The sequence below is a fragment of the Paraburkholderia sp. J10-1 genome, from assembly GCF_905220165.1.
Lineage (GTDB): Bacteria > Pseudomonadota > Gammaproteobacteria > Burkholderiales > Burkholderiaceae > Paraburkholderia.
Window position 1 is genome coordinate 128,315 of the sequence record NZ_CAJMYW010000012.1, and the last position, 18,940, is coordinate 147,254.

Sequence of the window (18,940 nt, forward strand, 5' to 3'; positions counted from 1 at the left end):
GCCGGCTGACTTTCGTTGCTGGCGGCGCGCTGTTTGCGCCGCAAAACGTTCATCAGGGGTTGTCTCAGTCATGTCACGTCTCAAGGTTCTTTACGGGTTTCATGCGGTGATCGCACGCTTGCGGCACGACGCGTCCACGGTCGAGGATGTCTACTACGATCCGACGCGCCGCGACCGCCGCATGCAGGATTTCCTGCACACCGCGAAGGAAGCGGGCGCGCGCGTGATCGCAGCCGACGAAACGCGCCTCTGGGGTCTCGCGCACACGGAGCGCCATCAGGGCGTCGTGGCCCGCGTGCACGATCTGGCGCTCGCGCAGAACCTCGCGGAACTGCTCGACGGCATCCAGGGATCGCCGCTGCTGCTCGTGCTCGACGGCGTGACCGATCCGCACAATCTCGGCGCCTGCCTGCGTGTGGCCGATGCGGCCGGCGCGCACGCCGTGATCGCCCCGCGCGACCGCGCCGTGGGTCTGAACGCCACGGCCGCGAAGGTGGCGAGCGGCGCCGCCGACACCGTGCCCTACATCACCGTGACGAACCTGGCGCGTGCGCTGCGCGAACTCAAGGACGCGGGCGTGTGGGTGGTGGGCACCGCCGGCGACGCGAGCGCGAGCCTCTATGAGACAAAGCTCGACGGCCCCGTTGCGCTCGTGCTGGGCGCCGAAGGCGAAGGTATGCGCCGCCTCACGCGCGAAACCTGCGACGAAGTCATGCAGATTCCGATGGCGGGCACGGTCGAGAGCCTGAACGTTTCGGTCGCTTCGGGCGTGTGCCTGTTCGAGGCGGTGCGCCAACGCTCGGCTGCGCGCTGATCGCCGGCCGATCGCGCGTTGCCCAGCGCGCGATCCTGTGAGTGCGGGCAGCCCGTGCCCGCATCTCCGGTAAACTATGCGAATTCCGCGTTTTTCTCCTCCTCGGGCTGTACTCCCATGACTCAAGACGAACTCAAGCAACTGGTCGGCCAGGCCGCCGCCGACTATGTCAATGCAAACGTGCCGGAAGGCGCCGTAATCGGCGTCGGCACGGGCTCCACCGCGAATTGCTTCATTGACGCCCTCGCGGCCAGCAAGGGCCGCTACCGCGGCGCCGTGTCGAGCTCGGTTGCGACCACCGCGCGCCTCGAAGCGCATGGCTTCAAGATTTTCGACCTCAACGAGATCGAATCGCTGCCCGTGTACGTGGACGGCGCCGACGAAATCGACGGCGCAGGCGCCATGATCAAGGGCGGCGGCGGCGCGCTCACGCGCGAGAAAATCGTCGCTTCGGTGTCGGACGTGTTCGTCTGCATCGCCGATGCGAGCAAGCGTGTCGACGTGCTCGGCCAGTTCCCGCTGCCCATCGAAGTCGTGCCGATGGCGCGCACCGCCATCGGCCGTCGCGTGACGGCGCTCGGCGGCGTGCCGGTGTTGCGCGTGCAGAAGGACGGTTCGCCCTTTATCACCGACAACGGCAACGAGATTCTCGACGTGAAGGGCTTGCGCATCAGCGATCCGCGCACGCTTGAAGCGCTTGTCAACGCCTGGCCGGGCGTGGTGACGGTGGGTCTGTTCGCCGCCCGCGGCGCGGACCTCTGCCTCCTTGGCGGTGAAACCGGCGTCGAGCGTATCGAATACCGCAAGGCCTGAGCGGTCTCGCGCGAGCGGCACGTTCCACCGGCATTAGTCTGCTTTTGCCTGTGCGTTGCCGCTCTTTTTTCTGGCAGGTCTGCGTGGCCTGCCGAACCGAACATCGCGATTAATCATTAAAAGAAAGCGATTTTCTGTATCTGGTTGTGCGTGCATCTATTTGAAGCCTTTCAATTGATTTTGAAAGAAAATCCCCATATTCAAGGACATGTCTATTTACTACGTTGAGAACCGCACATAAAACATGCGAATGACGTAGCAATAGTCTTACTGTCTGAGTTATAAATTCACCGTCCGGCGACGTTATGCAAGCAGTTCGCTAAAAGAGACGTCGAGAACAACCGGGCAGGGGAAGGGCGGCGCGCGAAAATGCGCAGCGGCCCGAGGGTTTCTGTCGGGCGGTACACGGGGTAATAATGACAACAGCAGGTGTTGAGCAACTTGTGTCGGACTGCTATGCAATAGGGTTCGTGAAGGTGCGGAGTCTTGCGGGGCATTTCTTTCTGTTCTCCGGATTTTCAATTCTGCATGATCGCCTGATTTACGAAAACACGTAAGGGCGTTCTGCGCGCGATTATTAATCTGGTAATTCCGGTTTAAACGGTCCTCCCGATATCGGGTGGCTCGCGGGGATATTCGCGCGTCGTAAATGCAGTGATTTTATAAGCATTGCAATTGAAATCGTGTTAAATGCGCCCGCGCTATCAGGGGGAGTGCGCGCGCATTCATCCAACGCTCCCCTGTTTTATCAGGAAGACCACAATCATGAAGAAGATTCAGGCCATTTCGCTCGCCGCCATGCTCTCTCTCGGTTCGGCTGCCGCATTTGCAGGCGGTGCCGGCGGTGTGGGCGCGCCGTCGTCCTCCACCACGTCGGCGGTGGGCGCAGCGGGCGTCGGCTTTGGCGCTTCGGCGCTCACGTCGAACTCGACGTCGTCGGTCAACGGCAGCTTCACCTCGGCGCTGACGGTGCCGGGCCATATCGACGCCACGGTGTCGCAAGGCAATCAGTCGTTCTCGAACGCGAGCCTCACGTTCGGTTCGAGCTACACGGCGCAAAACGGCAACTCGCAAACCTACGGCCAGACGGCTAACGGCTACGTCGGCCAGACCGGCACGACGACCACGAACCAGAATTCGTCGACGCTCGGCTTCACGAGCGCCACGCAGTCGGGTTCGCAGAACTTCAATTCGTCGGTGATCAACACGTCGTTCAACGGTTCGAGCGGCAGCTACGGCGGCTCGGGCTTTACGTCGAACGCAACGGCGAACGGCAGCGGCACGGCCAATGCGGACGGCGGCGTCGGCATCGTCGCGGCGGGCGGTTCGGGTTCGCTCACGGGCGGTATGCACTGGTAATCCGAACGGGTCAGCCGTTCACTAGCGCGTCGGAGAGGGGGCGCTGCCCCCTTTTCCGTTCACGGAGAGAAGAATGAGCAAGCTGAAACAAAAATTCGCCGTTGCCGGGGTGTTGCTGTTCGCAGGCGCCGCGTGGGCGCAAACCACGCCGACGATGACGTCGGGGACCACGTCCACGTCGAGCCAGACGAGCACCGTCTCCAATACCGTGGTACTGCCGAGCGGCGGCGCGTCGGACGTGACGTATCACGGTTCTTACGATGTGCGCACGACGCCCACGGTCTATGCGCCGGCCTTGACGGCCTCGGTGACCGAGACTTGCTGGGGCAGTATTTCTGCTGCGGTGTCGGTGGTGGGCGTGGGCGCGACGGCCGCGGGCACCATCAAGGACATGGACTGCAACAAGCGCCTGAATGCGGCCGTGGCGTGGCGCATGGACCGCAAGGACATTGCGTTCAACATCATGTGTCAGGAAGACGACTTTCGCGAGGCGGCCGCGCTCACCGATCATCCGTGCGGCGACAATCGCAAGGTCGCGAAGAACGATGGCGGGCCCGTGCAATTGCGCAACGCCGACACGAGCCCGGATCCGAAGCTGCAGGAGCCGACCGACCCGTTCGTGCGCGAACGCGAGCACCTGCCTGCGTTGCCGCTTGCGCAGGCGCTCGTCCCTTCGGCTCATTGAATCGCGCGAGGCTGAAGAGAAGAGGGCGCGCGCCTGTTCTCTCCAGCTCAAGCGGAAAGACATTATTGATTCGGTATCCTGTATGTTATCGGTGTCTGCGAATTTGCGTGAACGGTTCCGCGAAAGCGCAGGCAAAGCGAACAGGCGCGCAAAAGCGTGCCGCCAGGGCACGCTTTGTTCGGGGACGACTCGCAAGCGAACTCGCGGCGCGAACCGCGAGCGCGCGACGACTACGTACTCACTCGACCGTTTCCGCCTGGTGCAGGCGCGGCAGAAGCCGGTCGAATTCGCGGCGCACGAGGCCATAGCACTCGCAGGCGCGGGCTTCGAGACCTTCGCGGTCGAGCACACGGATATGACCGCGGCTGTGGTGGATCAGACCTTCGTCATGCAGCTTGCCGGCCGCTTCGGTAATGCCTTCGCGGCGCACGCCGAGCATGTCGGCAATCAGTTGCTGCGTGACGTTGAGATCGTTGGAAGCCACGCGGTCCACTTCGATCAGCAGCCAGCGGCACAACTGCTTGTTGAGCGAATGGTGACGATTGCACGCGGCGGTCTGTGCGACCTGCGTGAGCAGCGCGTGCATATAGAGCAGCATGAGGCGGCGCAGGAAGTCCGAGCGCGCGAACTGCTGCTTGAGGGCTTGCGCGCTCATGCGATAAGCGAAGCCCGCGCATTGCACCTGCACGCGGTTCGGCATCGTTTCGCCGCCGGTGAGCACGGGCACGCCCGTCATGCCCTCGCGGCCGACCGCTGCGATTTCGACCGAACTGCCGTCTTCCATCGTCGAGAGCAGCGAGACGATCGCCGTAGTCGGAAAGTACACGTGATGAATGCGCTGGCCCGAATCGCAGATCAACTGCTCGGTGCGCAGATGAACGAGTTCGAGGTGCGGGGCGAGAGCCTGCCATTCATGCGACGGGAGGGCGCCCAGCAAATGGTTGCCGTGAAGATCGGATTGAAGGGTTAACATGACTGGTCCTCGTGCGAAGCGGCGCGAGCCGCCTCCTGTTTTTTGATTCCGTACGCCGAACTCGTTGTTGTTTGCCGTTTCCCGTGCGGCTTTTGCGTTCGTCGTGCCGGCCCCATAGTCCCGCTTGTTCGTGCTCTTTCCTGCTTGTTCCTGCACTTCTTTCTGCGTTTTTTCCTGCACTTGTTTCTTCGCTTGTTACTACGTCCCCGCTCTGTCCTGCCCGGTCTCACTCGCGTGCGCTTGTGTGCGCGGTATTGCTTGTCCGCGTCTCGCGTCTTTGCGGTGATCTCTCTTTAGCAGGGTGTGTGCCAGTTGGTGCGAAAGCACGCATTCAAGCGGCTAAGCGAGTGTTGGCCATGCGGCAGCGCGGCATAACGCAGCATTTTTGTTTCAGTTTTGTACGGCGACTTTGCGCATCGAGGCACCGCGCATCGCATTTTTGAAAGCCGCAAGTTGATGATTCAATTGAGTTATTTACCTCGGTAACAGGGGCATTCAGAAATGGCTCCTGCGTGAAACATGCATTCGGGGCGACGCGTGCCCCAGGCCAAAAAACAAGTGTTTTTGATTCAGTTCTGTTGCAACGCAGACGTAGCCGGCGAAAAGCGTTCGGTGTTGAAACCGCGCGCGTGAACGGCTTAGCCGTGCGCTTGGCCGGGCGCATGCGATCAGTGTGGGTATGCGTACAGATTGGCATGCCGAGGTTTGCTCCAATGGGGTCCGGAAAAGGTCTCATGAATGCGTGAGGCCTGAGAGGTCCGGGAGGCGCGTGACGCTTCGGGCGAGCCCGCCGGCAGGCAGGCGCGGCGTTCGTCGACGTGACCCGACGTATTTCAACGGGGAGCTCACTGTATGAACCAGCTCGTGACGCCAGCCGGCTTGATCGCGGCAGCCAATGAACCCGAAGTCGCGCTCATCGTTCAGCCCGTGGTGCTGGCCGGGGGCTCGGGCACGCGGCTTTGGCCGCTCTCGCGCGAGCATTGTCCGAAACAGCTGATCGATCTGCTCGACGGCGAGTCGCTGCTCGAAGCCACCGTGCGGCGGCTCGACGGCGTGTACGCCCAGGCGGGCGGCGCAATCCGCAAGGCCGCGCCTGTTGTTGTGAGCAGCGAGGAGTTGCGGCTCATGACCGTCGACCGGCTCGGCCGCAGCGGTATGCCCGCGCGGGTCGTGCTCGAGCCGGTCGCGCGCAACACGGCGCCGGCCCTCACGGTGGCGGCGCTAGCGGCGCGCGCCGGGCACGAGGCGGCACTGGCCAGCAACGGCGCCGGTGGCGTGTGCGACAGCGACCCGGTGCTCATCGCCATGCCGGCCGACCACCTGATTGCCGATCGCGCGGCGTTTGCCGCCGCGCTCGAAGAAGCGGTGGGCTACGCGGCGCGGGGCGCGATCGTCACGCTGGGCGTGCCGCCGCAGCGCGCGGAAACCGGTTACGGGTACATCGGCGCGGGGGCGGCGCTCGGCGCCAGCGGCGCGCGCGTGATCGAGCGTTTCGTGGAAAAACCGGGCGCCGAACTCGCGGCGAGTTACGTGGCCTCGGGCGATTACCTCTGGAATAGCGGCATTTTCGTGGTGCGCGCATCGGTTTGGCTCGCCGCGATCGCGCATTGCCGGCCGGCCATCGCGGCGCAATGCGCGGCGGCGTTCGAGGCGGCCGCAGTTGATGCCGACGGCACCGTGCATCTCGATGCGGCGGCGCTCGCCGCCTGCCCATCCGATTCGATCGACTACGCGGTGATGGAGTCGCTCGGCGCGGACGCGCGGCTCGCGGGCGTGGTCGTGCCGCTCGTGGCCGGCTGGTCCGATGTCGGCGCATGGGACGCGGTGTGGCAGGTATCGAACAAGGACGCAAGCGGCAACGTGGCGCGCGGCCGTGTGATGTTCGAAGACGTGACTGACACGTTCGCACACTCGGACGGACGGCTCGTTGCCTGCGTGGGCGTGCACGGCGTGGTGGTGGTCGAGACGGCCGACGCAGTCCTCGTCGCGGCGAGGGATCGGGTGCAGGACGTGAAGGCGATCGTCGGCAAGCTCAGGCAGGAGCGCAGCGCGGTTGCGCAGCATCACCGGCGTGTGGAGCGGCCGTGGGGCTGCTACGACTCGCTCGATCAGGGCGAGCGCTTCCAGGTCAAGCGCATCGTCGTGAAGCCGGGCGGGCGGCTGTCGCTGCAGATGCATCACCACCGCGCGGAGCACTGGACCGTGGTGCGTGGCACGGCACGTGTCACGCGCGGCGAGGAAATTTTCCTGCTTTCGGAAAACGAATCGACCTACATTCCGCTCGGTGTGAAGCACCGGCTGGAGAATCCCGGCAAGACGCCGCTCGAGATCATCGAGGTGCAGTCGGGCGGTTATCTGGGCGAGGACGACATCGTCCGCTTTGACGATGAGTATGGGCGGATACAACGTTGAACGAGTGCAGCGTTGAAAAGCACGACGTGGGTCAGCGTGCGAAAAGCGTACGCAGAAGAAACATGCACGCCGGCATCGCTGCATATGCACAGCCAGGGAATGCCGATCGATCCGGAAGCGGATTCAAAAGCAGATTGAAAGCGCGTTGATTGAAGTAAGTGGGCGGTCCATACGATCGCCTTACAAAAAGAGCAGCGCAAGGGCCGACGTAACACGCGTACATACGAACAATGCGCATGCGCGCAAGCATCATGTCAGGAGATATCCTGGCTGGCGAATTATGCGAAACGCATGGCAACGTAACACCTAAGTTCGACGACGCACGAGGGCCCGCGCAGTATCCGGCAAACATGGGCGATAACGTCCACATCGGGGGGGTAGGGTCATGGAACTGGGGAACAAGGAACGCTCGCTCGTCAGCAAGGTGATGGACGGGCTGATTTCAGGCATCGTCGAGGAGCGCTACGGCGCAGTGCTGCCTCCGCAGGACATCCTGTCAAAGGAGTTCGACGTGAGCCGCACGGTCATGCGCGAGGCGCTCTCCATGCTGCTCGCGCGCCACATGCTCGACGTGCGGCCGAAGATAGGCACGCGCATCCGGCCCATGCGCGACTGGCGCATGATCGACGAGGACGTCGTGAACTGGCGTTTCCGGTCGAAACCGGACAAGACGTTTTTGCGCGACGTGATCGAATTTCGCGGCCTGATCGAACCGGCGGCGTGCGCACTCGCCGCCACGCGCGCGAGCGCGGCGGACATTGCGGGCATTCGCGAGGCGTTCGAGGTCCTGCGCCAGACGAGCACCGACGATCCGAATTTCCAGACTGCCGACGCTCTTCTGCACACGCGCATCCTCGCGGCGAGCGGGAATCAGTTTTATCAGCAGATGGCGGCGATCATTCGCGGCGCACTCTCGCTCGTGAATCCGATTCTCAACACGCGTGACGGCGGCTGGAACAATGTCGTAGCGGCGCATGGGCGCATCGTCGAGGCAATCGAGCGGCGTGCGCCGAAAGAGGCCGAAGCGGCCGCGCTCGCGATGATCGAATACACCGCCGACGAACTCACTCGCGCGCTCGCGCCCGAGGCGTTGGAGCAGCGCTAAGGCCGTTGGCAGCGTCGATTCGCTCACATCAATGCGCTTGCTGCGCGCGGATTGATGCGAGCGCATTGCGGCGCGCTGCGCGGGCCGGTATCGTGCGTGTCTTTGGGTGCGCCGCGTGTGTCGTACGTTACGTACACCGCGCGGCGGCCCTCGACTTCACAGCCGGAGCACGCAGCACATGAGCGAAACACAAACGATACGTTGGGGCATCGTCGGCGCGGGCCGCATTGCGCACCGCTTCGCGCAGGGCGTCGCGCACGTCGCGCACGCGCGCGTCGAAGCGGTCTGGTCGCGCCGCGCAACGACTGCTCAGGCGCTTGCCGCCACCTGCGGCGCGAAGGCGTGCGAGAGCGTGGATGCGCTCTTCGCAAGCGGCATCGACGCCGTGTATATCGCCACGATGCAGGATACTCACGCCCACTACGCGATTGCCGCGCTCGAAGCGGGGCTGCCCGTGCTGTGCGAAAAACCCGCCACCGTGAACGGCGCGCAGCTCGAACGTGTGCTCGACGCGGCGCGCCGCGCGCAGCGCCTCTTCATGGAGGCGATGAAACCGCCGTTCTACCCCCTCTATCGAAAGTTGCGCGCGCAACTCGATGCCGATCCCATCGGTTCGGTCGGACTCGTGCGCGCGGGCTGTTCAGTGGCCAGTGTGCCCACCGACCATCCTTCGCTTTCATTCGAGCAAGCGGGCGGGGCGCTGCTCGATATCGGCGTGTACGAGATGTTTCTCGCGGTCGACTGGCTCGGCGCGCCGCGTGAGGTGCAGACGGTCGGGCGCCTCGGCTCGACAGGCGTGGACACCTTCGCGAGCCTGAACTGCCAGCATGAGCGCGGCATTGCGCAGCTGTTCTGCGGGCTCGATCTGCACGGCTATGGCGACGCGCTGCTCGCGGGGCCGCTCGGCAACGTGACGATCCACGCGAACTGGTGGAATCCGGCGCGTGCGACGGTGCGTTATGTGGATGGCCGCGTCGTCGAGCTCGACGAGCCGTTCGAGGGCGGCGGCCTCAACTACGAGACTGCGCACTTCTGCGAATTGCTGCGCGCGGGCGCGCTCGAAAGCCCGGTGATGACGCACGACACTTCGCGCCGCATGCTCGCGATGGCCGACGCCGCGCGCGCGGCGCTCGGACTGCGTTTCCCCTGCGAATGACGCGTCAGGAAGCCGCCTGAAAACAAAACGGCCCGCTCGTGCGGGCCGTGTTTGAAACGCGCCTGGTATCAGTGACGTGAAGGCAGCGCGAGGCGTTTTTCGTACCAGTGCTGCACCCATTCGAGCACCTGGCAGAGCACCCAGTAAATGGCGGCCGCCGCGAGATAGAGCGGCAGCGGTTGATACGTCGAAGCGATGATTTCCTGCGCACTGCGCAGCAGCTCCGTCACGGTGATGACCGAAACGAGCGACGTGTCCTTGATGAGACTGATGAGGCTGTTCGAGAGACTCGGCACGGCGATGCGAAGCGCCTGCGGCGCGATCACGTAGCGCAGCGTCTGGGTGCGCGAAAGGCCAAGGCTGTAAGCCGCGAGCCACTGCCCGCTGTGTATGCCGAGAATCGCGCCACGCATGCTCTCCGAGAGATACGCCGCCACGTTCGCGGAAAGCGCGATCACGCCGGCAGGCGTCGGGTCGAGCGAAATACCGATGCTCGGCAATCCGTAGTAAATGACGAAGATCTGCACGAGCAGCGGCGTGCCGCGCATCAGGCTCACATACACGCGCGCGATGAACACGAGCGGGCGGTTCGAGCTGATGCCCATGAGCGCGAGCACGGCGCCGCCGATGAGCCCGAAGATCATCGAAAGCACGGCGAACTTGACCGTCAGCACCGCGCCCTGTGCGAGCACCGGCAGCGACTGGATGATGAGCGTATAGATGGGCATGGGCGTAGGTAACGAGGTGGAGTGGCGCGTTTTGCAATGGACGCACATGTGCGAAGGGCGGCATCGTGCGATGCCGCCCTTCGCGTCAGCCGGACTGAGCGTCCCTCAGGATCATTGCGTGATCGGCTTGGTCACGTCGATGCCGAACCACTTGTCCGAGATCTTCGTGAAAGTGCCGTCGGCTTCGAGCTGCGTCATCGCGTCGTCGATCGCCTTGGCGAACTTCGGATTGCCTTTCTTGAACGGGATAGCCGACGGGTTGCCGTTGCCGACGATCGCGCCCGTGCGCAGCGGCAGCTGCGAGTTCTTCAGCAGGTAAGCGAGCATCAGGCGGTCGTTGAGCGCCGCGTCGAGACGGTTCGCTGCGAGGTCGCGCAAATACTCGGGCGCGCCCGGATAGGTCTTCACGTCGATGCCCGGCACCGACTTGGCCATGTCCATGTAGTTCGTGCCGAGACCGACGCCGAGCTTCTTGCCCTTCAGGTCTTCGAGCGTCTTGAACTGGCGCGTGTCGTCCTTGCGCTGGATGAGCTGCGCGGCTGAGTACGTGTACGCCGGCGAGAAGTCGAGCACCGCCTTGCGCTGGTCGGTCACGCCGACCTGGTTCACGATCACGTCGAACTTGCCTGCCTGCAGGCCCGCGATGATGCCGCTCCATTCGGTCGTGACGAATTCGGGCTTGAGGCCCATTTTCGCGGCCACAGCCTTGGCGATGTCGACGTCATAGCCGACCAGCTCGCCGCTCGGCGCCTTCGAATTGAACGGGGGGAACGTGCCTTCGAGACCGATGCGCAGCGTGCCGCGCGCCTTGGCCTGATCGAGCAGGTCGTCGGCGTGGGCGCTCGCTGCGACGAACGATGCGCCAACGATTGCAAGTGCAAGGAGTTTTTTCAGCAAACCGGCTTTCATGTTTTCCTCTTGTTCTGCTGCTGCGATTCTAGTGCTAGTGCACAGCGCCTCCGATGCGCCATGACTAGCCTGCCACTATAGCTTCAGGCGCGGCCCGAGGCCAGCGCCCGCGCACATTCGGCGACGAGCGCCGGACCGCGATAGATGAAGCCCGTATAGATCTGCACGAGCGAGGCGCCGGCTGCGATCTTCTCGCGCGCGTCGTCGCCCGAAAAAATGCCGCCCACGCCGATGATCGGCACGTCGCCGCCCAGCTCGGCGCGCAGCTTGCGGATCACGTTGTTCGAGGCGTCGAATACCGGGCGTCCCGAGAGGCCGCCGGTTTCGTTCGCATTCGGCATGCCTTCCACCGCCGTGCGCGAGAGCGTGGTGTTGGTCGCGATCACGCCTTCGATCTTGTGGCGCAGGAGCGTGTCGGCGATTTCCTTGACCTGCTCGTCGTCGAGATCGGGGGCGATCTTGAGCGCGAGCGGCACGAGCTTGCCGTGCATGTCGGCCAGGCGCTGCTGTTTGTCCTTGAGCGCCGCGAGGAGCGCGTCGAGTTCGCCGCCGCCTTGTAGCTGGCGCAGGTTCTTCGTGTTCGGCGACGAGATATTGATCGTCACGTAGCTCGCGAACGGGTAGACGCGCTCGAGGCAGAAGAGATAGTCCTCGGCGGCGCGCTCGATCGGCGTATCGGCGTTCTTGCCGATGTTCAGGCCGAGGATGCCGCGATAGCGCGCGGCCTGCACGTTCTTCACGAACTGCTCGACGCCGTGATTGTTGAACCCCATGCGGTTGATGATGCCCCCCGCCTGCGGCAGCCGGAAAATGCGCGGACGCGGATTGCCGGGCTGCGGGCGCGGCGTGACCGTGCCCACCTCGATGAAGCCGAAGCCGAGCGCGGCGAAACCGTCGATCGCGGCGCCTTCCTTGTCGAGGCCTGCGGCGAGGCCCACAGGATTGCGGAAGGTGAGGCCCATGACGGTGCGCGGCGAATCGGGCACGCGCGGCGCGAGCAGGCCGGCCATGCCGGTGCGGCCCGCGGCGCCGATCATGCGCAGGGAGAGGTGGTGGGCGTCTTCGGCGTCCATGCGAAAGAGCTGGTCGCGGACGAACGGATAAAGGGTGCTGAACACGGGAAGAAGGCGCGGGCGCCGGAAAATGGGAACCCGCTATTTTACCGGCAACGCGAGCCCGGGGCGATGTGCCGGGGGCTCAGGCTTCGGGCGCGAGTGCGGCCCATGCACCGTCGAAGAGGCCTTCGAGCGGCTGGAAGCGCGCCTTGTACGCCATTTTCGGGCTCTCGCGGATCCAGTAGCCGAGGTACACGTAAGGCAGCTGAAGGCTGCGGGCCTGCTCGATCTGCCAGAGGATGTTGTACGTGCCGTAGCTCGTGTGGAGCGTATCGGGGTCGAAGAACGTGTAGACCGAGGAGAGCCCGTCGCCGAGGATGTCGATCATGCTCACCATGCACAGCGTGCCGGGCTCGTCCGGGTGCGCGGGGTTCGGCTCGCGGAATTCGACGAGGCGTGAATTGATCCGGCTTTGCAGCAGGAACTGCTCGTACTGGTCGCGGCTGTCGCGGTCCATGCCGCCGCCCGCGTGGCGCGCCGACTGATAGCGCATGTAGAGCGCGTAGTGCGACTCGTCGTAGTGCAGCGGCGCGACGGTGGCGACGAGCGCGTCATGGCGCTTCCAGGCGCGGCGCTGCGTGCGGTTCGGCGTGAAGCGCTCGACTGGCACACGCACCGGCACGCACGCGCGGCAACCGTCGCAGTAGGGGCGATAGGTGAACACGCCCGAGCGCCGGAAGCCGGCCTTCACGAGATCGGTATAGACGTCGGAGTTGATGAGATGACTGGGCGTTGCCACCTGCGAGCGCGCGATGCGCCCCTCCAGGTAACTGCAGGGGTAGGGCGCCGTTGCATAGAATTGCAGCGCGGAAAGCGGTGAAAGCGGCAGCTCGTTTGGATGCGTCACGTTGGCAGCTCTCGTAGCAGTTCGGATCGTCGCGTGGCGCGCGCGTAAGCCTTGCCAGATCACGCGGCGACGGGTTCTCTATTCAGTCTAACATTGACGCCGAACATGTATCCATCGAATTGCGCTGGCTGTAGCAAGCGCGCACGCGGGCGTCCCGCGCCGCTCATATGCCACTCATTTGCGGCTCGCCGGCCATTCACGCAGCGGGCAGAAACGCGTCGGGCGTGCCTCGACCGCCGAGCAGATCGGCGAGCACGCCTTTGTCGAATTTCCACGGAATGGGCGCGGCGTTCACATGCGTGCGCACATGGGCGATGAATGCCTTGCGCGAGATTTCGCGCCCGCCGAGCGAGGCGAGATGCGCGGTGTTCTGCTGGCAATCGATCAATTCGACGCCGTGGCGACGCAGATGCGCGACGAGCGCCGCGAGCGCGATCTTCGAGGCGTCGGTGACGGAGGCGAACATCGATTCGCCGAAGAACATCGTGCCGAGCGCCACGCCGTAGAGCCCGCCCACGCGCTCGCCGCCGAACCAGGCTTCGATGCTGTGCGCATCGCCGATGCGGTGCAGGGTGGAGTAGGCGTCGATGACGTCGCCTGTGATCCAGGTGCCGCGCTGGCCGTGCCGCGGCGCATTCGCGCACGCACGCATGACCGCTGCGAAATTGTTGTCGACGCGAATTTCCCACGTGTCCTCACGCAGCACGCGCTTGAGCGTCTTCTTTAACGAAGGCGAGACCTTGAACTCGTCGGGACGCAGGATCATGCGCGGATCGGGGCTCCACCAGAGCACCGGCTGGCCGTCGGAATACCACGGGAAGATGCCGCGCCGGTAGGCGTCGATGAGGCGCGAGGGCAGCAGATCGGCGCTGGCGGCGAGCAGGCCCGGCGCGCCGCTCGACGCGCCGAGCGCGCGCTCGACGGCGGGAAACGGTTCGTCGGGCGAAAGCCAGGGGACCATCGTCGCGGGCGCAGTCGGAAGAACAGTCAGCCGTCGCGCAGCGAGCGCAGGACGTCGCCGGTGTGCAGCCCGAAGCTGCCGGACTGGCGATCGGCGAAGAAACAGCGCAGCGTCTGCCCGACCGTTGGGAACGCAATCTCGTCCCAGGGAATCTCGTGCTCTTCGAATAGCCGCACTTCGAGGCTTTCTTCACCGGCTGCGATATCGAGGTCGAGCAGGCGCGCGAGATAGAACAGATGCACCTGGTGCACGCGCGGCACGTTCAGGAGTGAAAAGAGGTTCTGCACCTCGACGCGCGCGCCGGCTTCTTCCAGCGTTTCGCGCGCCGCGGCTTCGGCGGTCGTCTCGCCCATCTCCATGAAGCCGGCGGGCAGCGTCCAGTAGCCGTAGCGCGGCTCGATGGCGCGGCGGCACAACAGCACCTTGTCTTCCCAGACCGGAACCGTGCCGACCACGTTGCGCGGATTCTGATAGTGAATGGTGCCGCAGTGTGAGCAGACGTAGCGTTCGCGATTGTCGCCGGGCGGAATGAGCAGGCTGACCGCCTGACCGCAAGTCGAGCAGAATTTCATGGGCACGATAGGGGGATGGGTGATGCGAGTTTATCACCGCTCAGATCGTCGCTCATGTGCTCGCAGGGAAATGGCAAGAATGCCACCTCGTGAGAGGCGCGCAGTAGAGACCGCGCTGTGAGGACCGCGCTGTGAGGACCGCGCAGTCAAGACGGTAAACGGAAAAAGGGTTACAGGCCGATGACCTGTAACCCTTTCGAATTCTGCTGGTTGCGGGGGTAGGATTTGAACCTACGACCTTCGGGTTATGAGCCCGACGAGCTGCCAGACTGCTCCACCCCGCGTCCGTCGAAGAAAAGATTATATGACAGTTCGCGCCGCGTTGCAACAACAAATGACGGTCGCCTTTCCACGCGTTTGCAAAATGTTTGCGGGGCGCACGTGCCATGGCTTGCGAGGCCGTCAGGATAGAATCGGGGCTCGGTCGGCGCAACGTTCACGCTGCGCCTTGGTTCTTCATGCGCACCGCGCTTCACACGCTTCTTCCATGGACATTCCCCTCGACCTGCAATCGATAGCCGCGCAGGAGCACGCGCTGGTGTTTCCCCGTTTCGACGCCGATCGCGCCTGGCAGCTCGGCTCGCATCTGCATGAACTTGCGCGTGCACGCGCGGTGCCCGTCGCCATCGACGTGCGCACGTTCGGCCAGCAGCTCTTTTTCTGCGCGCTCGACGGCGCCACGCCCGACAACGCCGACTGGGTGCGCCGCAAGTCGCGCGTGGTCGAGCACTTTCGGCGCAGCTCCTATGCGATCGGCTTGCGCATGCAGCAAACCGGCACGACGCTCGCCGACAAGCACGGCTTGCCCATCACCGATTTCGCACCGCATGGCGGCTCGTTCCCGCTTACGGTCGCGGGCGCGGGCGTGATCGGCTCGGTCACCGTCTCGGGGCTGCCACAGCGCGCCGATCATGAACTGGTGGTCGAGGCGCTTTGTGCGCAACTCGACGTCGACTATGCGCAACTCGCGCTCGCGAAGGTCTAAAACGATGCGCTTTCCCGCACTCTCAGCCTGGACCTGGCTCGTCATCGCGATCGTCGCGGAAGTCATCGCCACTTCTGCACTGCGCGCTTCGGATGGTTTCACGCGGCTCGTGCCCTCGGCGATCGTCGTGGTGGGGTATGGCATCGCGTTCTATGGGCTCTCGCTCACCTTGCGCAGTTTGCCCGTCGGCATCGTCTACGCGGTGTGGTCGGGCGTGGGCATCGTGCTCATCACGCTGGTGGCGATGGCGCTCTATCGGCAGGTGCCCGATCTGCCGGCCGTGCTCGGGCTCGGCCTCATCGTGGCCGGCGTGGTCGTGCTGAATCTGTTCTCGAAGATGCAGGCGCACTGAAAGCTGACGCTGCTGCGGCCACATTCGCGCCAGACATCGCGTCTCGCGCGTAGTATGGCCGGTTACCGCCGCGCACCGCGTGGTCCTGCGGCGGCAGTGCTTTCTGCTGGTTTTCCCCATTGGGGCTGGACATGATCATTCGTTTTCCCGCCGACGCGCCGCTCTATCGCGACGCCAATCTGACCGTGGTCTTCCCCGCACTCGTCGACGGCACACGCGTACCGTGCGCGATTTCCGTCGAGGCGCTCGAGGACCATTTCGGCGCGCTGCCGGCGAGCCGCGACGCGTCGATGCAGGCGTTCGACGCGGGTCGTCCGCGCATCGAGGCCGTGGCACGCGCCCATCTCGAACTCAGCAATGGCACGCCGGTGCTGCTCAAGAGCGGACACTTTCCGCCCGGACGCCTGGATTCGTAGTGCAGGGCGCGCCCGCCCGGGCGTCACAGGACATTTCGGTTACGGCAACCGCCAGGCGTCGTCATGGGAATCGTCGAACGCAAGCATCGCGAACTGCCAGCCAGGCAAGCAGCGCGCGCGCACGACCGGCGCGAGCGCATTCTCGATGCTGCGCGCCGCATCGTCATGCGCGAAGGCCTCGCCGCGCTCTCGATGCGCAAGATCGCCGACGCGATCGGATATTCGCCAGCGTCCCTCTACCTGCATTTCTCGGGCCGCGACGAGATTGCCGAGGCGCTCGGTCAAGAGGGTTGCGCGCAACTGCTTGCGCAGCTCGAACCACTCACGCTGATCGCCGACGCGCGCGAGCGGCTTCATGCGCTCGCACACGCCTACGTGGCTTATGGCTGCGACCATCCGCAGACTTACGAACTCATCTTCATGGCGCGCAAGGCGCGCCCGGCGCATGCGGAGCCGGCCGCGCGCCGTCAGAACGACGCGCCTGTTGCGGTTGATGAACCTGACACAGACGCCGCGCCGGCCTGCGGCGCGCAGCTCTTTGCCGCTACGCTCTCCGCACTCGCACCGGCGAGCGGGGCGCGTGTCGACAGCGCCGTGCTCGCGCAGTCGCTTTGGGCAACGCTGCACGGCGTGGTGATGCTCACGCTCGCACGTGCCGGCTTTCAGCACGCCGCACCCGGTCCGTTGATCGACGCCACGCTCGATGCCTGGTTCGGCACGCGCGCCGCCGCGGCTACGCCGTCGACCGCGCCAGCGCCTCGGGTGGCGACGTGATAGCCTCAAGCAGTCTGTGACCGCACCTCACGCGATCTGAAGATGCCGCTCATCGTTCCGCCTTGCCAATCGCCATGTCACACGAAGCCAACGCAAGCCCGACCGCAACCGATACCGACGCGCACGTGGTGACACGCGTAGCGAACCGTATCGGCTTTATCGAACTCGAACGCCCGCAGGCGCTCAATGCGCTCACCACTGGCATGGTCCGCACGATGCACGCGGCGCTCGATCGCTGGCGCGACGACCCGGGCGTGCTCGCAGTGATCGTGCGCACGCGCCATGCGCGCGCGTTCTGCGCCGGCGGTGACATTCGATTCCTGTACGAGTCGTACCGCGCGGGCGATCAGGCGGCGCTCGACACGTTTTTCTCCGACGAATATCGCCTGAATCACGCCATCTTCACGTTTCCGAAACCGTATATCGCGCTGCTCAACGGTGTGGTCATGGGCGGCGGCATGGGCATCTCGCAGGGCGCGCATCGCACGGGCGGCCTGCGGCTCGTGGGGTCGAGCACGCGCATGGCGATGCCGGAGACGCGCATTGGCCTCTTTCCCGATGTCGGCATGGGCTGGTTCCTTGCGCGCACGCCTGGCGCGATTGGCCGGTATCTTGCGGTGACCGGCGAGACGCTCGACCAGGCCAGCGGGGTCTATGCGGGCCTCGCCGACGCGTCGCTAGACGAGGCCGCGTGGCCCGCGCTGCTCGATGCGCTCGAGAGCGAGCCGTTCGCAAGCGGCGCGGAAGTGGTCGCGCATATCCGACAGGCGGCGCTGCCCGCGGCCGAGTTGCAGCGCCTTGCCGAAGGTTCGTCGCTGGCTGCGGTTCGCGGCTGGATCGACCGGCATTTCTCGCTTGCCGATGTGCCAGCCATGCTGGCTTCGCTCGAAGCCGCGCAGCGCACGGGCGAAGGTGCGCAAGCCGAATGGGCAGGGCAGATGGTGGAGGTGCTGCGCGAGCGCTCGCCGCTTTCGATGGCGGTGTCGCTGGAGGTCGTGTCGCGCGCGGAAGGCACGATGGCCGACTGCCTGCGCCGCGACCTCGACCTCACGCGCTCGAGCTTCGCGATCGGCGACGTCATGGAGGGCATACGCGCACGCATTATCGACAAGGACAATCATCCGCACTGGCGCTTTGCGAATATCGAGGATGTGCGCCGCGAAGACGTCGAGCGGATGTTCGAGAGTCCCTGGAGTCCGGGGGACCATCCGCTGCGCGAACTCATGGGTTGAGCTGGCTGGCGCGGGAGCAGGGGAGGAAAGCGGGAGGGAAAAGCGCGGCGGTCAAACACGGGCCGCGCATCGTGCACGGCCCGCAGGCGGGGTCAATCCTCGGCAGTTTCGCTCATGAACGCGCGCATGAAAACGAGCGCGCCCCAGCCCCACATCGCATTCGAGGCGAAGCCCGTGGCCAGCCGCGGCAGCATGTTGCCGCTCGGCCAGATGCCGCGCAGCGGATCGACGACGAACACCATCGCTGCGGTGAGCACGATGCCGCCGAACACGAACGCCTGAACCCACGGCGCGGGCCGCGCAGGCGACACGCGCAGCAGCCACGCCATCAGAATGGCCCAGACGGCGCTCCAGATCGCGTTCACGAGGAACTCGGGCAGCCCGAGCGGCAGGAACGGGTCCGTCGAAAATCCGGCCGCGTCGGTAACCTGCGCGGCATGCAGGAGCGCGAGCGTCGCCTCGCGAAAGAAGAGCGACGCCAGAAAGCCGGAGACGAACGGCAGAATCAGTTTTTGCATGAAATCGTGCGAGAGCTTGCTTGGCCTCACCGCGCAATGAGCCTGATGGAGCGTTCTCGCGCGCAGCGTGCCGGTGTTTTTGTGGGTGCGTGCGCCATTATATCGGCGCGCGGTGCGCGCGAGGCGCGCCGTATGCTAAAGCGTCGGGCAAAGCACGAAAGTGGAAAACCTAAGCTCAAAAAAATCGTTCTAAAGGGCGAGGGCCGTCCCTAGA

Annotated in this window: 20 protein-coding genes and 1 tRNA gene; 12 read left to right on the top strand and 9 right to left on the bottom strand. The window is 64.7% G+C overall.

Annotated elements, in window-relative coordinates; genetic code table 11:
- The first annotated feature begins 70 nt into the window (after nt 1-70).
- The 4 genes from rlmB to U5A65_RS30010 all read left to right on the top strand — a co-directional run bounded on the left by rlmB (nt 71) and on the right by U5A65_RS30010 (nt 3,671).
- A complete protein-coding gene (gene rlmB, locus U5A65_RS29995) occupies nt 71-814 on the top strand; it encodes a 23S rRNA (guanosine(2251)-2'-O)-methyltransferase RlmB (RefSeq protein WP_321914260.1) in 744 nt (247 codons plus the stop codon).
- 117 nt (nt 815-931) lie between these two features.
- Entirely contained in the window at nt 932-1,627 is a 696-nt protein-coding gene (rpiA, locus tag U5A65_RS30000) for a ribose-5-phosphate isomerase RpiA (protein ID WP_321914261.1), read from the top strand.
- 765 nt (nt 1,628-2,392) lie between these two features.
- Entirely contained in the window at nt 2,393-2,986 is a 594-nt protein-coding gene (locus tag U5A65_RS30005; RefSeq protein WP_321914262.1) for a hypothetical protein, read from the top strand.
- Between the two features lie 73 nt (nt 2,987-3,059).
- The gene (locus U5A65_RS30010) at nt 3,060-3,671 is read left to right on the top strand and encodes a hypothetical protein (protein WP_321948721.1); all 612 of its coding nucleotides are present in this window, start codon (nt 3,060-3,062) and stop codon (nt 3,669-3,671) included.
- Between the two features lie 238 nt (nt 3,672-3,909).
- Here U5A65_RS30010 and U5A65_RS30015 read toward each other — a convergent pair whose 3' ends face one another.
- Nucleotides 3,910-4,644 (bottom strand): Crp/Fnr family transcriptional regulator, encoded by a 735-nt coding sequence (locus U5A65_RS30015; protein ID WP_321914264.1) that lies wholly within the window; start codon nt 4,642-4,644, stop codon nt 3,910-3,912.
- Nucleotides 4,645-5,496: 852 nt separating this feature from the next.
- On the opposite strand from U5A65_RS30015, the gene U5A65_RS30020 reads away from it, so the two are divergent.
- From U5A65_RS30020 to U5A65_RS30030, 3 genes are all read left to right on the top strand, one after another.
- Nucleotides 5,497-7,056 (top strand): mannose-1-phosphate guanylyltransferase/mannose-6-phosphate isomerase, encoded by a 1,560-nt coding sequence (locus tag U5A65_RS30020; protein ID WP_321936742.1) that lies wholly within the window; start codon nt 5,497-5,499, stop codon nt 7,054-7,056.
- A 385-nt stretch (nt 7,057-7,441) separates the two neighbouring features.
- The gene (locus U5A65_RS30025) at nt 7,442-8,161 is read left to right on the top strand and encodes a FadR/GntR family transcriptional regulator (RefSeq protein WP_321914266.1); all 720 of its coding nucleotides are present in this window, start codon (nt 7,442-7,444) and stop codon (nt 8,159-8,161) included.
- Between the two features lie 178 nt (nt 8,162-8,339).
- Nucleotides 8,340-9,317, top strand: a complete 978-nt coding sequence (locus U5A65_RS30030; protein WP_321948722.1) for a Gfo/Idh/MocA family oxidoreductase — start codon at nt 8,340-8,342, stop codon at nt 9,315-9,317.
- A 68-nt stretch (nt 9,318-9,385) separates the two neighbouring features.
- Here the strand turns inward: U5A65_RS30030 and U5A65_RS30035 are convergent, their stop codons facing one another.
- From U5A65_RS30035 to U5A65_RS30065, 7 genes are all read right to left on the bottom strand, one after another.
- A complete protein-coding gene (locus tag U5A65_RS30035) occupies nt 9,386-10,045 on the bottom strand; it encodes an amino acid ABC transporter permease (RefSeq protein ID WP_158757960.1) in 660 nt (219 codons plus the stop codon).
- A gap of 111 nt (nt 10,046-10,156) precedes the next feature.
- A complete protein-coding gene (locus U5A65_RS30040; RefSeq protein WP_321914268.1) occupies nt 10,157-10,954 on the bottom strand; it encodes a transporter substrate-binding domain-containing protein in 798 nt (265 codons plus the stop codon).
- Between the two features lie 83 nt (nt 10,955-11,037).
- Nucleotides 11,038-12,072: a quinone-dependent dihydroorotate dehydrogenase gene (locus U5A65_RS30045; RefSeq protein ID WP_321914269.1), complete on the bottom strand. Its 1,035-nt coding sequence runs from the start codon at nt 12,070-12,072 to the stop codon at nt 11,038-11,040.
- 79 nt (nt 12,073-12,151) lie between these two features.
- Complete coding sequence (locus U5A65_RS30050) at nt 12,152-12,916, bottom strand: arginyltransferase (protein WP_321948723.1); 765 nt, start codon at nt 12,914-12,916, stop codon at nt 12,152-12,154.
- A gap of 196 nt (nt 12,917-13,112) precedes the next feature.
- Nucleotides 13,113-13,877 carry a leucyl/phenylalanyl-tRNA--protein transferase gene (gene aat / locus U5A65_RS30055; protein WP_321914271.1) on the bottom strand — a complete coding sequence of 255 codons (765 nt, stop codon included), beginning with the start codon at nt 13,875-13,877 and terminating at the stop codon, nt 13,113-13,115.
- Nucleotides 13,878-13,903: 26 nt separating this feature from the next.
- Complete coding sequence (locus tag U5A65_RS30060) at nt 13,904-14,449, bottom strand: NUDIX hydrolase (protein WP_321914272.1); 546 nt, start codon at nt 14,447-14,449, stop codon at nt 13,904-13,906.
- Nucleotides 14,450-14,656: 207 nt separating this feature from the next.
- A tRNA-Met gene (locus tag U5A65_RS30065) sits at nt 14,657-14,733 on the bottom strand.
- A 203-nt stretch (nt 14,734-14,936) separates the two neighbouring features.
- Between U5A65_RS30065 and U5A65_RS30070 the strand changes: the two genes are divergently transcribed.
- The 5 genes from U5A65_RS30070 to U5A65_RS30090 all read left to right on the top strand — a co-directional run bounded on the left by U5A65_RS30070 (nt 14,937) and on the right by U5A65_RS30090 (nt 18,208).
- Nucleotides 14,937-15,434, top strand: a complete 498-nt coding sequence (locus tag U5A65_RS30070) for a heme-degrading domain-containing protein (protein ID WP_321914273.1) — start codon at nt 14,937-14,939, stop codon at nt 15,432-15,434.
- Nucleotides 15,435-15,438: 4 nt separating this feature from the next.
- On the top strand, nt 15,439-15,786 hold the full coding sequence (locus U5A65_RS30075; protein WP_158757954.1) for a DMT family transporter: 348 nt from the start codon (nt 15,439-15,441) through the stop codon (nt 15,784-15,786).
- A gap of 131 nt (nt 15,787-15,917) precedes the next feature.
- Nucleotides 15,918-16,202: a DUF1488 domain-containing protein gene (locus tag U5A65_RS30080; protein ID WP_321914274.1), complete on the top strand. Its 285-nt coding sequence runs from the start codon at nt 15,918-15,920 to the stop codon at nt 16,200-16,202.
- 63 nt (nt 16,203-16,265) lie between these two features.
- Nucleotides 16,266-16,976, top strand: a complete 711-nt coding sequence (locus U5A65_RS30085; protein ID WP_321914275.1) for a TetR/AcrR family transcriptional regulator — start codon at nt 16,266-16,268, stop codon at nt 16,974-16,976.
- 74 nt (nt 16,977-17,050) lie between these two features.
- Nucleotides 17,051-18,208, top strand: a complete 1,158-nt coding sequence (locus U5A65_RS30090) for an enoyl-CoA hydratase/isomerase family protein (RefSeq protein WP_321948724.1) — start codon at nt 17,051-17,053, stop codon at nt 18,206-18,208.
- A 92-nt stretch (nt 18,209-18,300) separates the two neighbouring features.
- On the opposite strand, the gene U5A65_RS30095 is transcribed toward U5A65_RS30090, so the two are convergent.
- Nucleotides 18,301-18,726, bottom strand: a complete 426-nt coding sequence (locus U5A65_RS30095) for a hypothetical protein (protein WP_321948725.1) — start codon at nt 18,724-18,726, stop codon at nt 18,301-18,303.
- Nucleotides 18,727-18,940: the final 214 nt, after the last annotated feature.

Coding starts and splice junctions, on each gene's coding strand:
- rlmB (WP_321914260.1), top strand. CDS start 71: ATGTCACGTCTCAAGGTTCTTTACGGGTTTCATGCGGTGATCGCACGC.
- U5A65_RS30090 (WP_321948724.1), top strand. CDS start 17,051: ATGTCACACGAAGCCAACGCAAGCCCGACCGCAACCGATACCGACGCG.
- U5A65_RS30025 (WP_321914266.1), top strand. CDS start 7,442: ATGGAACTGGGGAACAAGGAACGCTCGCTCGTCAGCAAGGTGATGGAC.
- U5A65_RS30085 (WP_321914275.1), top strand. CDS start 16,266: ATGGGAATCGTCGAACGCAAGCATCGCGAACTGCCAGCCAGGCAAGCA.
- U5A65_RS30075 (WP_158757954.1), top strand. CDS start 15,439: ATGCGCTTTCCCGCACTCTCAGCCTGGACCTGGCTCGTCATCGCGATC.
- U5A65_RS30080 (WP_321914274.1), top strand. CDS start 15,918: ATGATCATTCGTTTTCCCGCCGACGCGCCGCTCTATCGCGACGCCAAT.
- rpiA (WP_321914261.1), top strand. CDS start 932: ATGACTCAAGACGAACTCAAGCAACTGGTCGGCCAGGCCGCCGCCGAC.
- U5A65_RS30020 (WP_321936742.1), top strand. CDS start 5,497: ATGAACCAGCTCGTGACGCCAGCCGGCTTGATCGCGGCAGCCAATGAA.
- aat (WP_321914271.1), bottom strand. CDS start 13,877: ATGGTCCCCTGGCTTTCGCCCGACGAACCGTTTCCCGCCGTCGAGCGC.
- U5A65_RS30035 (WP_158757960.1), bottom strand. CDS start 10,045: ATGCCCATCTATACGCTCATCATCCAGTCGCTGCCGGTGCTCGCACAG.
- U5A65_RS30015 (WP_321914264.1), bottom strand. CDS start 4,644: ATGTTAACCCTTCAATCCGATCTTCACGGCAACCATTTGCTGGGCGCC.
- U5A65_RS30010 (WP_321948721.1), top strand. CDS start 3,060: ATGAGCAAGCTGAAACAAAAATTCGCCGTTGCCGGGGTGTTGCTGTTC.
- U5A65_RS30095 (WP_321948725.1), bottom strand. CDS start 18,726: ATGCAAAAACTGATTCTGCCGTTCGTCTCCGGCTTTCTGGCGTCGCTC.
- U5A65_RS30060 (WP_321914272.1), bottom strand. CDS start 14,449: ATGAAATTCTGCTCGACTTGCGGTCAGGCGGTCAGCCTGCTCATTCCG.
- U5A65_RS30030 (WP_321948722.1), top strand. CDS start 8,340: ATGAGCGAAACACAAACGATACGTTGGGGCATCGTCGGCGCGGGCCGC.
- U5A65_RS30005 (WP_321914262.1), top strand. CDS start 2,393: ATGAAGAAGATTCAGGCCATTTCGCTCGCCGCCATGCTCTCTCTCGGT.
- U5A65_RS30040 (WP_321914268.1), bottom strand. CDS start 10,954: ATGAAAGCCGGTTTGCTGAAAAAACTCCTTGCACTTGCAATCGTTGGC.
- U5A65_RS30070 (WP_321914273.1), top strand. CDS start 14,937: ATGGACATTCCCCTCGACCTGCAATCGATAGCCGCGCAGGAGCACGCG.